This window comes from Companilactobacillus metriopterae (assembly GCF_002762335.1).
Lineage (GTDB): Bacteria > Bacillota > Bacilli > Lactobacillales > Lactobacillaceae > Companilactobacillus > Companilactobacillus metriopterae.
On sequence record NZ_CP024610.1, the window covers coordinates 655,191 to 668,991 of the forward strand.

Genomic DNA, 13,801 nt, shown 5'->3' on the forward strand with positions numbered 1-13,801 from the left:
TTATATGTTATAATTATTTAAATTATTTATACGGTGGTATGACATGGACGAAATCGGTCAAAAATTAAGAAGTGCACGTATTAAAAAAGGCTATACAATTGATGATTTACAACAAATCACAAAATTACAAAAGAGATATTTGATTGCCATTGAAGAAGGTCAATTTGACCATCTTCCTGGTGATTTTTATGTGCGCGCATTTATAAAACAATATGCGGAAGCTGTTGACTTATCAAGTGATGAATTGTTAGAAGAATACAAATCGATCATTCCTGATTCACAGCCCAAGCAACCTGAAAAAACTGAAACTAAGACTAGATCTGTTAAGGATGATACTCCTTCATTATTTAGTCGTATGAGAGATTACATCCCACAAATCATTGTAGTTGTAGTAATTATTTTGATAGTTGGGGTAGTTGTATTTGGAATGACTCATCGTTCAAATGATTCTTCTCAAGTAACGATTCCAAAGGATAGTTCTTCTCAAACTAAGTCAGCAACTAAAAAGAAAACAACACCTAAAAAATCTACAGAAACTAAGAGTACAGAGTTTTCTGTAAAAGCAGCTAGTGAAGATGATACATTTAATATCGAAAACATTCCTAGTGATGGTGTACCTCTAGAAGTAACAGCTACTGGCGGTCAAGCTTGGATTCAAGTTGAAGAAGATTCAGAAACCATTTGGCAACAAGCCTTGTCATCTGGACAAAGTAAATCAACGACTGTTCCTAAGGATGTTAAACAATTTACTGTACATACAGGTAATGCAAACATCACAACTATCAAATTGAACAACAAAGATGTGGACTTAGGCACAGCAAGTTCATCATCTACCAGTTCAGCTTTAGTAAAGACTTATACATTTAAAGTTAAATAAAAAGAGAATCGAGAAATCAAATGGAATGGAATTTACCTAATAAATTAACGTTATTCAGAATTCTTTTAATTCCGGTATTTATTATTTTGTTGGCATTTAGTTGGACAAATTTGGGGGATGTTTATGTTTTTAATGACTTAATCCCTTGTAATCATATACTTGCTGCAATTGTATTTATTATTGCGTCTCTTACAGATTTAGCTGATGGTAAGATTGCACGAAAGAATAAATTAGTTACAAATTTTGGAAAATTTGCTGATCCATTGGCTGATAAAATGTTAGTCATGACTGCTTTTATCTTCTTGGTAGAATTGGGTATGGCTCCTGCATGGGTTATCGCAATTATTGTCTGTCGTGAATTAGCAGTTACTGGTTTGAGAATGTTGGTTCTTGAAGAAGGCGGAACTGTTATGGCAGCTCAAATGCCTGGTAAAATAAAAACAGTTACACAAATGTTAGCAATTATTTTCCTGTTGCTACATAATATTTTCTTTAGTATGATCCATATTCCACTTGGTGAGATTATGCTATACATCTGTCTAATATTTACCTTGTATTCAGGATATGACTACTTTAGACAGACAAAAGATCTTTTCAAAAAATAAAACGTACTTTAAAAGAGTAATGATTATGAATAATAAAATTGAAAATTTCACTCAAATAGAAAAATTAGCTAAATTTAATTTAGTTGATTTTTCTTTTTTATTTGAAGAAGTTGTAAATCAATTGAAATTGAGAAATATCAAAATTACAGCTGCTGAAAGTCTAACTTCAGGGTTATTTTTGGCAACAGTTGCAAATGTTCCAGGAGCATCTGAAATCTTGGAGGGAGGTTTTGTAACATATTCAGATCAGTCCAAGATTGATTTGATTGGTGTATCAAAAAATGTCATTGAAGAAAATACCGTTGTAAGTTCTGAAGTTGCTGCTGATATGGCTACTAAATCTGCAAGAAAAATGAATGCAAATTTGGGTGTTGGTTTGACTGGTGTTGCTGGACCTGATCCACTAGAAGGTAACCCAGTGGGAACAGTGTTTATAGGCGTAAGTTTGGAAGATAATGTTGTAACTGAAGAATTTCATTTTACAGGAGATAGGGAATTAATTAGAAATAAGTCCGTTCTAAGTGCTTTTCTAATGATAAAAAATGTTCTTAAATAAAAGCAAACATTTGTTCGCTTTTTAGTAAAAAATCTGTTATATTATCTTTAAAGAATAACTTGTCTTCGTAGGAGGAAGAAATTTTGGTCAAAGACGAAAGAGAAAAGGCTCTAGAAACAGCCATTAAACAAATTGAAAAGGATTTTGGTAAGGGAGCCATTATGAGAATGGGTGAGGACTTGAATACTCAAGTCCAAACTGTTTCTTCTGGATCATTGGCTTTGGATGATGCTCTTGGAGTAGGTGGATTTCCACGAGGAAGAATTGTTGAAATCTATGGACCAGAAAGTTCTGGTAAAACTACAGTAGCATTGCATGCTGTTGCTGAAGTACAAAAAAATGGTGGTACAGCTGCATATATTGATGCTGAAAATGCTATGGATCCTGCCTATGCTACAGCATTGGGTGTAAATATTGATGATTTACTATTGTCACAACCAGATACTGGAGAGCAAGGATTAGAAATAGCCGATGCACTAGTTTCCAGTGGTGCCGTAGATATCGTTGTTGTTGATTCGGTTGCTGCTTTGGTACCACGAGCTGAAATTGAAGGTGACATGGGGGACTCTCATGTTGGGTTGCAAGCTAGACTTATGTCACAGGCATTGCGTAAACTATCAGGTTCTATCAACAAAACAAAAACAATTGCACTATTTATCAACCAAATTCGTGAAAAAGTCGGAATTATGTTTGGAAATCCCGAGACTACTCCTGGTGGACGAGCATTAAAATTTTATTCAACTATTCGTTTGGAAGTTAGAAGATCTGAACAAATTAAAGACGGATCAGATGTTATTGGTAACCGTACAAAAATAAAAGTTGTTAAAAATAAAGTTGCTCCTCCATTTAAGGTTGCTTTGGTGGATATTATGTATGGACATGGTATTTCTCAAACTGGGGAACTAGTAGATATGGCCGTTGAAAAAGATATCATCGATAAAAGTGGATCATGGTATTCATACAATGATGAGAGAATTGGCCAAGGTAGAGAGAACGCCAAGAAGTATCTATCTGAAAATCAAGATAAGATGTTAGAAATTCGCAAAGCTGTTCGTGAAGCTTACAGTATGGACAAGAGTACTGAAGAAGAGTCATCAAAGGATGAAGTAGTTACAGAATTAATTCCTGACGATGATATTGAAGAATAAAAAAAGAGACATTTTTAGTCTCTTTTTTTTTATTTATGTGGTGCACAGAACATATTTATTCTATAATATGTAATATGTATTAAATTGTAATGAAAAGTTAATATATAACACACAGAAAAATAAACTATTTGGAGGTGATAGCATGTCTAGTGCTATCGTTATCCTCTCATTTGCTTTAATAACATTAATAATTGGAATTGGCGCCGGATATTTCGGTGGACAAAAGACAATTAATAATAAACTTTCTCAAGCAAAACAAAATTCCGATGATATTATTGCCAATGCAAAAGCTAGTGCAGAAGCAATAAAAAAGGAAAAAATCTTAGAAGCCAAAGAAAGTGTTCATGAATATCGTGACCAACAAGAAGCTGATCTTAAAGAACGTCGTAAAGACGTTCAAAAGCAAGAAGATCGCATGTTGGAACGTCAAGAAATTCTAGATCGTAAAGATCAATCACTTGAAAAACGTGAAGAAAATCTTGAAAAAAATGAATCTAATTTAGCTTCTGAAAAAAATAAACTTGATGAAATTAAAAAACAACTGACGGAAACATTAGAACAACAACAAGCGGAATTAAACAGAATCAGTAATTTAACTCATGATGAAGCAAGAGAAATAATTCTTGATGAACTAAATCAAGAGCTTGTAGCAGAACGAGCTAAAATGATTAATGAAAGTAATGAAATTGCTCATCAGCGTGCTTCTAAAGAGGCTAAGAGTCTTATCGTATCTGCAATTCAAAGAAGTGCAGCTGATACAGTGTCTGAAACTACAGTATCTACAGTTACACTTCCAAACGAAGATATGAAGGGACGTATTATTGGTCGAGAGGGTAGAAATATCCGTACTATTGAAGCCCTGACAGGTGTAGATCTTATCATTGATGATACGCCAGAGATTGTTTCACTTAGTGCGTTTGATCCCGTTCGTCGAGAGATTGCAAAGAGTACACTTGAAAAATTAATCGAAGATGGAAGAATTCATCCAGCTAGAATTGAAGAGATGGTTGATAAATCTCGTAAAGAGATGGATGACTATATCCGAGAAGTTGGAGAACAAACTCTATATGGGTTAGGATTACCATCTATGAATCCCGATCTTATTAAGATCATTGGACGTATGAAATATAGAACAAGTTATGGTCAGAATGTTTTAAATCACTCAATTGAGGTTGCTAAATTATCCGCAATTATGGCAGCTGAATTAGGTGAAGATGTTATGTTAGCTAAACGAGCAGGATTGCTACACGATATTGGGAAGGCTATTGATCGTGAGGTTCAAGGATCTCATGTTGATATTGGTGTTGATATTGCCAAGAAGTACAAACTTCCTGATGTCATAATAAATACTATTGCTTCACATCATGGTGATGTAGAACCTACATCATTGATTGCTACAATTGTTGCGGCAGCAGATGCTATATCAGCTGCTCGACCTGGAGCAAGATCTGAATCAATGGAAAATTATATTCATAGATTAGAAAAACTTGAAGAGATTGCCTTGAAACACGATGGTGTCGATACGACATATGCCATTCAAGCTGGTCATGAAATTAGAATTATGGTTAAACCTGAACAAGTATCAGATGAACAAGCTACAATTCTTTCACGTGATATCAAAAATGAAATTGAAAAAGATTTGGATTATCCAGGTCATATCAAAGTTACAGTTATTCGTGAAGTCAGAAAAGTTGAATTAGCTAAATAAAAAGATTAAGTGTATAAACACTTAATCTTTTTTTAAATACTGATCATAGATATACATATAAGGTATAATAAATACATTAGATTGAAAGAGAGTTTTGGGAAAGTATGTTTAACGTAATTGTGTCGCTTTTTTTGACAATGATATTGTCTGCAGTTATCACACCATTTGTAGTTAAATTGGCATTTATTTTGGGTGCAGTTGATAAGCCCAATGCTCGCCGAGTTAATAAAAAGCCTATGCCCACTATTGGTGGATTAGCTATATTTATTGCATTTACTTTTTCTACCTTTGTCTTGCTGAGGGGGCAACTTCCCACTCACGAATTATTCAGTGTGTTTTTAGCTGAATGTATTATTATTTTGACCGGATTGATTGACGATATTAGAGAGCTTTCTCCCAAGGCAAAGATGGCAGGTATTCTTGCAGCAGCTTTGGTTATATATTTCTTAGCTGATATCAAGATGAACGAAGTTAGTCTTCCATTTATCGGATCATTTAATTTAGGTTGGTGGAGTTTCCCAATAACAATTATTTGGATCTTAGCCATAACTAATGCAGTTAACTTAATTGATGGTTTAGATGGATTGGCAACTGGAGTTTCAATAATTTCTCTTTTCACTATGGGAATAGTAGGATATTTCTTCCTTAATACAAATAATATTTATATTTCCATATGGATATTTGCTCTTGTAGCTTCGCTTATTGGATTCTTACCACACAACTTTAACCCTGCCAAAATATTTTTGGGTGATACAGGATCACTATTTATTGGATTTATGATGGCAGTATTTTCTTTAAAGGGACTAAAAAATGTAACATTCGTTACAGTGTTGATCCCGGTTGTGATAATGGGTGTTCCTATAACTGATACCGTTTATGCAATGTTAAGACGATTTTTGAATAAAAAACCTATTACACAAGCTGATAAGCATCACTTACATCATAGATTGATGCAGCTTGGATTAAGTCATCGACAAACAGTGCTTGCTATATATGGTATCGCATTAATATTTGCCTTTATTTCAATGCTTTATCCAATTTCAAGTTTCTGGGGTAGCATTTTACTAACGATATTTGTTCTTATTGGTTTGGAACTTTTCGTTGAAACCATAGGATTGATTGGGGAAAATAGGCAGCCCCTACTGCATATCTTCCAAAAATTTATTAGCAAATTAGATGAAAAAAAATAGACATCCGTTAGGATGCCTATTTTTTTATAGGAACTAATAATTCTTCAGTATTTGTTTTTAAAATATCAATTTTCCCTTGGAATTCATTATTTATGTTTGCTATAATTTCATCACAATTTTCTAAATCTAAAAAAATATCAAGATTCACATTCTCAGAAAAAGCTTTGTTGAGTAGATTAATATTTTCTTTTTTAGAAAAGTTTTCAAATTTATCAAATAAAGAATAAGGAATATTCAAATTAAATCCTTGTTGAATTCTATTTTCAAAAATAGGAATTTCATCTATTGCCTTTGAGGTGGATGAAGAATAGGCTCTGATTAGTCCTCCAGCTCCAAGTTTGATACCTCCAAAATACCTCGTTACTACTACACTAATGTTTTTTAGATTATTTTGCTGAATAACGTTTAAAATTGGTGCTCCTGCAGTACCACTAGGTTCGCCGTCATCACTCATTCTTTCTATTTCTATATTTTCTAGAACAACATAGGCTGAACAATTATGTGTAGCATTCTTTTCTTGAAGTTTTATTTTTTCAATAAATTCTTTTGCTTCTTGTTCAGAGTTTGTAGGAGCCAAATGTGCAATGAATTTAGATTTTTTTATTTCTTGTTCAAAAGCAAATGGTTCTTTGATTGTTAAATAATTAGGCAATATCATACTCCTATTCGTAATTTTAAATATGGAAAATATTAATCAGTATTTAGGTGGACGAATCACTTTTAAAAACTCTTTAGATTTGGATACTATCAATTATCTTAACCAGATAGGGGTTAAAGAAATTCCCGGAATTGAGCAATTAAATGAGATAAGTTATAGATGTAATAGGTGTATATCTGAATTTAATAAAGTTAATTTTAAATCAAAAATGATTTATTGTCGAAATTGTATAAATTTAGGCAGGATAAAGCTCGGTGATCAGATATTAGTTAGTAATGCTGATGTTAATTTTGAAAAGAATTTGAATCCATTATATTGGCTGAGTGAGCTTACTACACTTCAAAAGAGAGTTTCTCAAGAACTATTAGAAAGTTATAAGTTACAAGAAAATCATTTGGTGTGGGCAGTCACAGGTGCGGGGAAAACGGAAATTATATTTCCTTTGTTAAAACAAGCAATAATCGATGGAAAAAGAGTAGCAATATGTTCTCCTAGACTGGATGTTTGCAATAAATTATATCCTCGTTTGAAGAGTGCTTTTCCCTATACATCGATGTCTATTTCGCATGGAAAAATTGAAGATAATTATCACATGACACAAGTTCTCATTGCTACTGTGCACCAATTGATTAAATTTTCTAAAGCATTTGATTTATTGATTATTGACGAAGTAGATGCTTTTCCACTAAATGGAAATCAGATACTTTGGAATGCTATCCAAAAATCACAATCTGCTAACGCTAGCGTTATTTACCTATCGGCAACTCCTCCAACTAATTTACTAGACGAAGTTAGGTCAAATAAACTAAATTTATCAAAACTTTACCAGAGATTCCATGGAAGATCATTGCCAGTACCTAAGCTGAAACTACTGTTCCGCAATGCTTTATTTATGAATGTTAATCCACGAATACGGTATTTGATAAATCAATGGGTTAAGTCAAATACAAGAGGCTTGATATTTTTCCCTGATATTGAACATATGAACAGATTCTATTTAAATTTAAAGAAAATATATCCTGATATTAAAATCGATCAAGTTCATTCAAAAGATCCACAAAGAATTGAAAAAATTCAAAAATTTAGAGATTCAGAAGTGGATATACTTTTAACAACAACTATATTAGAAAGAGGCGTCACGTTTAAACAAATTGATGTGATTGTAATAGATGCAGATTCTGCTAGATATTCAAAGATGGCTCTAATCCAAATTGCTGGAAGAGTGGGTAGAGATTCAGTGCCAGGAAGTGACCAAATTTCTTTTTTCTATAATCAGTACAATAAAAATATTTCAGGTGCGGTGAAAGAAATAAATAGAATGAACAGGTTAATTAAATAATGAATTGTCTGCTGTGCAATAGCATAATTAATGATATTCCCAGATGGAGAGACATCATTACCTTTAATATCCGAAATAGTGAACTATGTGATTTTTGCTTAAGTAGGTTTCAAACTATTGAGAGTCGAAATATTTGTTTACGTTGCATGGGTAATAGTAACCAAAGCATCTGTGGTAATTGCATTATGTGGGAGAAAACAGAAAATATATTAGTTAATCATAAATCGATATTTAAATATAATTTGCAGATGAAAGAATACTTTCGTACCTATAAATTTATGGGGGATTTAGAGTTATCAAGACTATTTGATAATGAGCTAGAAAAGTTTAAAAAACAGCTTGATTTCGATATTGTAACTTTTGTTCCAAATGCCAGAAGCCATTACGATTATAGAGGGTTTGACCATGTTTTTGAAATGTACAACCGTGTATTTAAGTTGGAAAGTATGTTAGAAAAAAATGATATTGAAGATTTCCAATCTCGTAAATCATTTAAAGAGAGAGTTTCAACAGTACAGAGTTTTACAGTTAAACAAAATCAAATTTCTGAAAATTCTAAAATATTATTGATAGATGACATTTATACAAGTGGACGTACAATAACACACGCACAAAAAGCATTAAATAAAGCTGGTTATAAAAAAATATTAACTTTTTCACTAGTTCGTTCTTGAAAACGTTGCCAATGTTTGCATAAAAAGTATATAATTAACCCAAGAGTTAGATAGCTCTTAAATTTCCAATAGTTGTAAGGAGAAAGAATTATGCTAAAAATTAATGTACGTGGCGAAAACGTTGAAGTAACACCTGCAATGCGTGAGTATGTTGAAAAGAAGCTTGAAAAATTGAATAAATATTTTAACGATGGTAGCACTCCTGTTGCTCATGTTAATTTAAAGACATATCCCACAAAAGGAACAAAAGTGGAAGTTACTATTCCTCTTTCATATGTAACATTAAGAGCTGAAGAATTAAACGATGACATGTATGCTGGTATTGATCTAGTGATTGATAAACTAGAACGTCAAATCAGAAAATTTAAGACAAAGGTAAATCGTAAAACACGTGATTCTGGTGGAATCAAAGCTATTTCATTGGATGATGTTGATGGTGATTTTTCTGCAGATTTATTTGATGATGTGGACGAAGATGTAAAAGATGCAGAACAAAATATCGTTAGAACAAAGAGACTTTCTCTAAAACCAATGGATGCTCAAGAAGCTATTTTACAAATGGAAATGCTTGGTCATGAATTCTTTATTTTTGAAGATTCAGAAACAAATGGAGCAAGTATTGTATACAAGAGAAATGACGGAAAATATGGTCTATTGGAAACAAACGAATAGGTTTATATAACAAAAAAGAACTTAATATTATAATTAAGTTCTTTTTTTATTCCTTGTGAATAACTTTGTCAGGGTGTAATATAATAGTTCTGAAAGTGTTTTTTAATTACACACTAATAGTGGTTTTAAATTGATATAAAAAATGCTATGATATTAGTATTGTTTTAAACATTTAGGAGAGAATTATACTATGGCAAATCCCTTAAGAAAATGGGTCGAAAGTGATAACCGTGAACTAAGACGTATGGGAAGAATAGCTGACAAGATTGAAAGCTATTCAGATGCATACAGCAAACTAACTGATGATCAGCTAAAAGCTAAAACACCTGAATTCAAAGAAAGATTAGAAAAAGGTGAAACTTTAGATGATATTTTACCAGAAGCATTTGCTACTGCTCGTGAAGGAGCAAAGCGTGTTCTAGGACTATATCCATTTAGAGTTCAATTGATTGGTGGTATTACACTTCACGAAGGTAATATTGCTGAAATGAAGACTGGTGAAGGTAAGACACTTACTGCTACACTACCAGTATACTTAAATGCTCTATCTGGTAACGGTGTACACGTTGTTACTGTTAATGAGTACCTTTCATCTCGTGATGCTGAAGAGATGGGTGAGTTATACAAGTGGTTAGGTCTAACTGTTGGACTTAACGTTAACCAACTAGACTCAGATCAAAAACGTGAAGCATACAATTGTGATATCACATATTCAACAAACAGTGAACTAGGATTCGATTACCTACGTGACAACATGGTTGTCTACAAGGAAGAAATGGTTCAACGTCATCTGCAATTTGCTATTGTCGATGAGGTTGACTCAATTCTTATTGATGAAGCTAGAACACCTTTGATTATTTCTGGTGGTGCTGAAAAATCAACTGCTATGTACGTTCGTACAGATCGTTTTGTTAAGACACTTGATGAAGATGATTATGCTATTGATTGGCCTACTAAATCAATCAGTTTAACTGAAACAGGTATCAGAAAAGCTGAAGACAACTTCGGTTTAGATAACTTGTATGACATTGACAATACAGTTTTAAATCACCATATGGATCAAGCTCTACGTGCTAACTATGTTATGTCACTAGATATTGATTACGTGGTTCAAGATAATGAAGTAAAAATTGTTGACCAATTTACTGGTCGTGTTATGGATGGACGTCGTTATTCAGATGGTCTTCACCAAGCTATTGAAGCTAAAGAAGGCGTTGAAATCCAAGATGAAACAAAAACAATGGCCAATATCACATATCAAAACTTCTTCCGTATGTACGATAAGCTTGCTGGTATGACTGGTACAGCTAAAACTGAAGCAGAAGAATTTAGAGAAATCTATAACATGGAAATCATCACTATCCCAACTAACAAGCCAATTGCTCGTGTGGATCGTGACGATGTTCTATACCCAACACTAAGAAGTAAATTTAATGCTGTTGTTGAAGATATTCGTGAACGTCATTCAAAAGGCCAACCAATTCTTGTTGGTACTGTTGCTGTTGAATCTTCAGAATATCTATCAAAAATGTTAACAGAACAAGGCATTCCGCACGCAGTTCTAAATGCTAAGAACCATGCTAAAGAAGCTGAAATTGTCCAAAATGCAGGACAACGTGGAGCAGTTACAATCGCTACAAATATGGCTGGTCGTGGTACTGATATTAAACTTGGACCTGGTGTTACAGATCTTGGTGGATTATCAGTTATTGGTACAGAACGTCATGAATCACGTCGTATTGATAACCAACTTCGTGGACGTTCAGGTCGTCAAGGTGATCCTGGTGTATCACAATTCTACATGTCTCTTGAAGATGATCTTATGAAGCGATTTGGTTCAGAAAGAATCAAACGTGTTCTTAGTTCACTAAAAATTGAAGACGATGATGCTGTTATTCAAAGTCGTTTGATGACTAGACAAGTTGAATCAGCACAAAAACGTGTCGAAGGTAATAACTACGATACACGTAAGAACACACTTCAATATGATGATGTTATGCGTGAACAACGTGAAGTTATCTATAAACAACGTATGGAAGTTATCAATGAAGAAGAAGACCTTGATAGAGTATTACTACCAATTATCAAGCGTACAATTCAAACACAAGTTGATATTCATACACAAGGTAAAGAAGAAGATTGGGATCTTGAAGCAATTGCTGAATTTGCCAAAGGTTATCTTGTAAATGAAGATGAAATGAGTGTTGTAGATCTTCAAAGAAGAACACCTGAAGACATGGTTGATTATCTCTATGGATTTGTTCAAAAGAACTATGATGGTAAAGTTGAACAATTGGGTGATCCAAATCAAATGTTAGAATTTGAAAAGGTTGTTATCCTTAGAGTTGTTGATGAACACTGGACAGACCATATTGATGCTATGGATCAACTTCGTCAATCTATTGGACTACGTGGATATGGACAACTAAATCCACTTGTTGAATACCAAGATGAAGGTTATAGCATGTTTGAAGAAATGGTTGCAGAAACTGAAAAAGATGTAACTAGATTATTCATGAAGGCCGAAATTAGACAAAACATGGAAAGATAAAAAGCAGGCCTTAGGCCTGCTTTTTTTATAGGTAAATAAATATGGAGTTAGGTGAATTAACTAACAGAATAAATGTAATATCTGAAAAAATAAATCAATTTAGGGGGTCTCTTTGACTTAGAAGCCTTGGAAGAAAATATTGCAGAGAATGAGTCAAAGATGGCGGAACCTAATTTTTGGAATGATCAACAAGGTGCTCAAAAAATCATTGATGAAAATAATTTTCTAAAAAGTAAATTTGATAATTTTAATCAATTGAATGATCAGTTAGAAAATTTACAAGTACTAGTAGAACTATATCAAGAGGATCAAGATCCTGAAATATTTGAACAATTAATATCTGAAGTTGATACAGTTGAGCAACAAGTTCAAGAATATGAAATGACTATGCTGCTATCAGGAGAATATGATCAAAGTAATGCTATCCTCGAAATACACCCTGGTGCTGGTGGAACAGAATCTCAAGATTGGGGTTCGATGTTACTTAGAATGTATGAACGTTGGTCAGAACAACACGGATTAAAAGTTGAAGTGGAAGATTATCAACCAGGTGAAGAAGCTGGTATTAAAAGTGTTACCTTGATGATAAGTGGAGAAAATGCATATGGAAGACTTAGATCAGAACAGGGAGTTCATCGATTAGTAAGAATTTCTCCATTTGATTCAGCTGGAAGAAGACATACATCATTTGCTTCTGTAGATGTTATGCCAGAAATTGATGATAGCATAGATATAGAAATAAATGATGACGATTTGCGCGTAGATGTCTTTAGAGCTTCTGGTGCTGGAGGTCAGCACGTTAATAAAACATCATCGGCTGTTAGAATAACTCACTTACCAACAGGGTTTGTAGTTAGTTCTCAAGCACAAAGATCACAGCTTCAAAATAGAGAAACTGCTATGAATATGTTGAAAGCAAAATTATTTCAAAAAGAACAAGAAGAACAAGCAAAACGAAATGCAGAGATCAAAGGTGAACAACTTGAAATTGGTTGGGGTTCACAGATAAGATCATATGTATTTCATCCTTATACTATGGTGAAAGATCACCGAACTGATTATGAAACTGGAAACGGACAAGCTGTCATGGACGGTGACTTAGATCCATTTATATACTCATACTTACAATGGAAGTTAAAAGATGAAAACCCAGACTAGTAATGCAAAAATTTTGGTAGTTGATGATCAAAAATCTATAGTAGAACTTCTTAAATACAACCTAGAAGAATCTGGTTATGATGTGGATGAAGCGTACGATGGATTGTCTGCATATGAAATGTCATTGTCAGGAGATTACGATCTAATCATTTTAGATCAAATGCTACCTGAGTTAAGTGGTATAGAAACCCTAAAAAAGCTTAGACTCAATGGCATAACTACACCTGTTATTTTCTTAACAGCATTGGATACAGAAGATAAGAAAATAGAAGGTTTAGTTAATGGAGCGGATGATTATATAACTAAACCATTTAGTATAAATGAATTATTGGCAAGAATTGATGTTGTTTTAAGAAGAACTATGGATAAATCAGATAGTCAAAAAACAAATTTAACATTAACTGGAAAATCAGTTGAGGTTCGTGGCGAGAAAATACCACTTACTAAAAAAGAATACAAAGTTTTAGAATATTTGGTCAGCAATAGTGGTCAGATATTATCAAGAGACCAAATCTTTGAAAATATTTGGGGTCTTAATTCTGACTCACAAATAAGAATGGTTGATATTCAAATCAGTCATTTGAGAGATAAAATTGAAATAAATAGTAAAGAACCAGAAATTATAAAAACAGTTCATGGTTTTGGATATATTTTAGGGGAATAGA

The 13,801-nt window shown here is 33.2% G+C and carries 13 protein-coding genes; 12 read left to right on the plus strand and 1 reads right to left on the minus strand.

Annotated features, from left to right (window positions below):
• Positions 1 to 43 precede the first annotated feature (43 nt).
• From CS873_RS03180 to CS873_RS03205, 6 genes are all read left to right on the plus strand, one after another.
• Positions 44 to 877 carry a helix-turn-helix domain-containing protein gene (locus CS873_RS03180; RefSeq protein ID WP_099974433.1) on the plus strand — a complete coding sequence of 278 codons (834 nt, stop codon included), beginning with the start codon at positions 44 to 46 and terminating at the stop codon, positions 875 to 877.
• 20 nt (positions 878 to 897) lie between these two features.
• A complete protein-coding gene (gene pgsA / locus CS873_RS03185) occupies positions 898 to 1,482 on the plus strand; it encodes a CDP-diacylglycerol--glycerol-3-phosphate 3-phosphatidyltransferase (RefSeq protein WP_099974434.1) in 585 nt (194 codons plus the stop codon).
• A 25-nt stretch (positions 1,483 to 1,507) separates the two neighbouring features.
• On the plus strand, positions 1,508 to 2,038 hold the full coding sequence (locus tag CS873_RS03190) for a CinA family protein (RefSeq protein WP_099974435.1): 531 nt from the start codon (positions 1,508 to 1,510) through the stop codon (positions 2,036 to 2,038).
• Positions 2,039 to 2,121: 83 nt separating this feature from the next.
• Positions 2,122 to 3,186, plus strand: a complete 1,065-nt coding sequence (gene recA, locus CS873_RS03195; protein ID WP_099974436.1) for a recombinase RecA — start codon at positions 2,122 to 2,124, stop codon at positions 3,184 to 3,186.
• 142 nt (positions 3,187 to 3,328) lie between these two features.
• Positions 3,329 to 4,894, plus strand: a complete 1,566-nt coding sequence (gene rny / locus CS873_RS03200; RefSeq protein WP_099974437.1) for a ribonuclease Y — start codon at positions 3,329 to 3,331, stop codon at positions 4,892 to 4,894.
• 104 nt (positions 4,895 to 4,998) lie between these two features.
• Positions 4,999 to 6,084 (plus strand): glycosyltransferase family 4 protein, encoded by a 1,086-nt coding sequence (locus CS873_RS03205; RefSeq protein WP_099974438.1) that lies wholly within the window; start codon positions 4,999 to 5,001, stop codon positions 6,082 to 6,084.
• 16 nt (positions 6,085 to 6,100) lie between these two features.
• On the opposite strand, the gene CS873_RS03210 is transcribed toward CS873_RS03205, so the two are convergent.
• On the minus strand, positions 6,101 to 6,736 hold the full coding sequence (locus CS873_RS03210; RefSeq protein ID WP_099974439.1) for a YigZ family protein: 636 nt from the start codon (positions 6,734 to 6,736) through the stop codon (positions 6,101 to 6,103).
• Positions 6,737 to 6,764: 28 nt separating this feature from the next.
• Here CS873_RS03210 and CS873_RS03215 point away from each other — a divergent pair, with 28 nt between their 5' ends.
• The 6 genes from CS873_RS03215 (at position 6,765) to CS873_RS03240 (ending at position 13,800) form a co-directional block, all read left to right on the plus strand.
• Positions 6,765 to 8,081, plus strand: coding sequence for a DEAD/DEAH box helicase (locus CS873_RS03215; protein ID WP_099974440.1), 1,317 nt, complete (start codon positions 6,765 to 6,767; stop codon positions 8,079 to 8,081).
• Positions 8,082 to 8,266: 185 nt separating this feature from the next.
• Entirely contained in the window at positions 8,267 to 8,755 is a 489-nt protein-coding gene (locus tag CS873_RS03220; RefSeq protein ID WP_099974441.1) for a ComF family protein, read from the plus strand.
• Between the two features lie 90 nt (positions 8,756 to 8,845).
• Positions 8,846 to 9,427, plus strand: a complete 582-nt coding sequence (hpf, locus tag CS873_RS03225; RefSeq protein WP_099974442.1) for a ribosome hibernation-promoting factor, HPF/YfiA family — start codon at positions 8,846 to 8,848, stop codon at positions 9,425 to 9,427.
• 190 nt (positions 9,428 to 9,617) lie between these two features.
• Positions 9,618 to 11,978 carry a preprotein translocase subunit SecA gene (gene secA / locus CS873_RS03230; protein ID WP_099974443.1) on the plus strand — a complete coding sequence of 787 codons (2,361 nt, stop codon included), beginning with the start codon at positions 9,618 to 9,620 and terminating at the stop codon, positions 11,976 to 11,978.
• Between the two features lie 41 nt (positions 11,979 to 12,019).
• A protein-coding gene (gene prfB / locus CS873_RS03235; protein ID WP_099974444.1) for a peptide chain release factor 2 occupies positions 12,020 to 13,136 on the plus strand; the annotation gives its coding sequence in 2 pieces (ribosomal slippage) (positions 12,020 to 12,091 and positions 12,093 to 13,136; 1,116 coding nt in all).
• Complete coding sequence (locus CS873_RS03240; RefSeq protein ID WP_099974445.1) at positions 13,120 to 13,800, plus strand: response regulator transcription factor; 681 nt, start codon at positions 13,120 to 13,122, stop codon at positions 13,798 to 13,800. Before prfB ends, CS873_RS03240 begins: the two co-directional genes overlap by 17 nt.
• The last annotated feature ends 1 nt before the right edge of the window (position 13,801 follow it).

What these genes read in the sequence shown, in the direction of transcription:
- CS873_RS03180 (WP_099974433.1), top strand. Translation starts at nt 44, where the DNA reads ATGGACGAAATCGGTCAAAAATTAAGAAGTGCACGTATTAAAAAAGGC.
- pgsA (WP_099974434.1), top strand. Translation starts at nt 898, where the DNA reads ATGGAATGGAATTTACCTAATAAATTAACGTTATTCAGAATTCTTTTA.
- CS873_RS03190 (WP_099974435.1), top strand. Translation starts at nt 1,508, where the DNA reads ATGAATAATAAAATTGAAAATTTCACTCAAATAGAAAAATTAGCTAAA.
- rny (WP_099974437.1), top strand. Translation starts at nt 3,329, where the DNA reads ATGTCTAGTGCTATCGTTATCCTCTCATTTGCTTTAATAACATTAATA.
- CS873_RS03205 (WP_099974438.1), top strand. Translation starts at nt 4,999, where the DNA reads ATGTTTAACGTAATTGTGTCGCTTTTTTTGACAATGATATTGTCTGCA.
- CS873_RS03215 (WP_099974440.1), top strand. Translation starts at nt 6,765, where the DNA reads ATGGAAAATATTAATCAGTATTTAGGTGGACGAATCACTTTTAAAAAC.
- CS873_RS03220 (WP_099974441.1), top strand. Translation starts at nt 8,267, where the DNA reads ATGTGGGAGAAAACAGAAAATATATTAGTTAATCATAAATCGATATTT.
- hpf (WP_099974442.1), top strand. Translation starts at nt 8,846, where the DNA reads ATGCTAAAAATTAATGTACGTGGCGAAAACGTTGAAGTAACACCTGCA.
- secA (WP_099974443.1), top strand. Translation starts at nt 9,618, where the DNA reads ATGGCAAATCCCTTAAGAAAATGGGTCGAAAGTGATAACCGTGAACTA.
- CS873_RS03240 (WP_099974445.1), top strand. Translation starts at nt 13,120, where the DNA reads ATGAAAACCCAGACTAGTAATGCAAAAATTTTGGTAGTTGATGATCAA.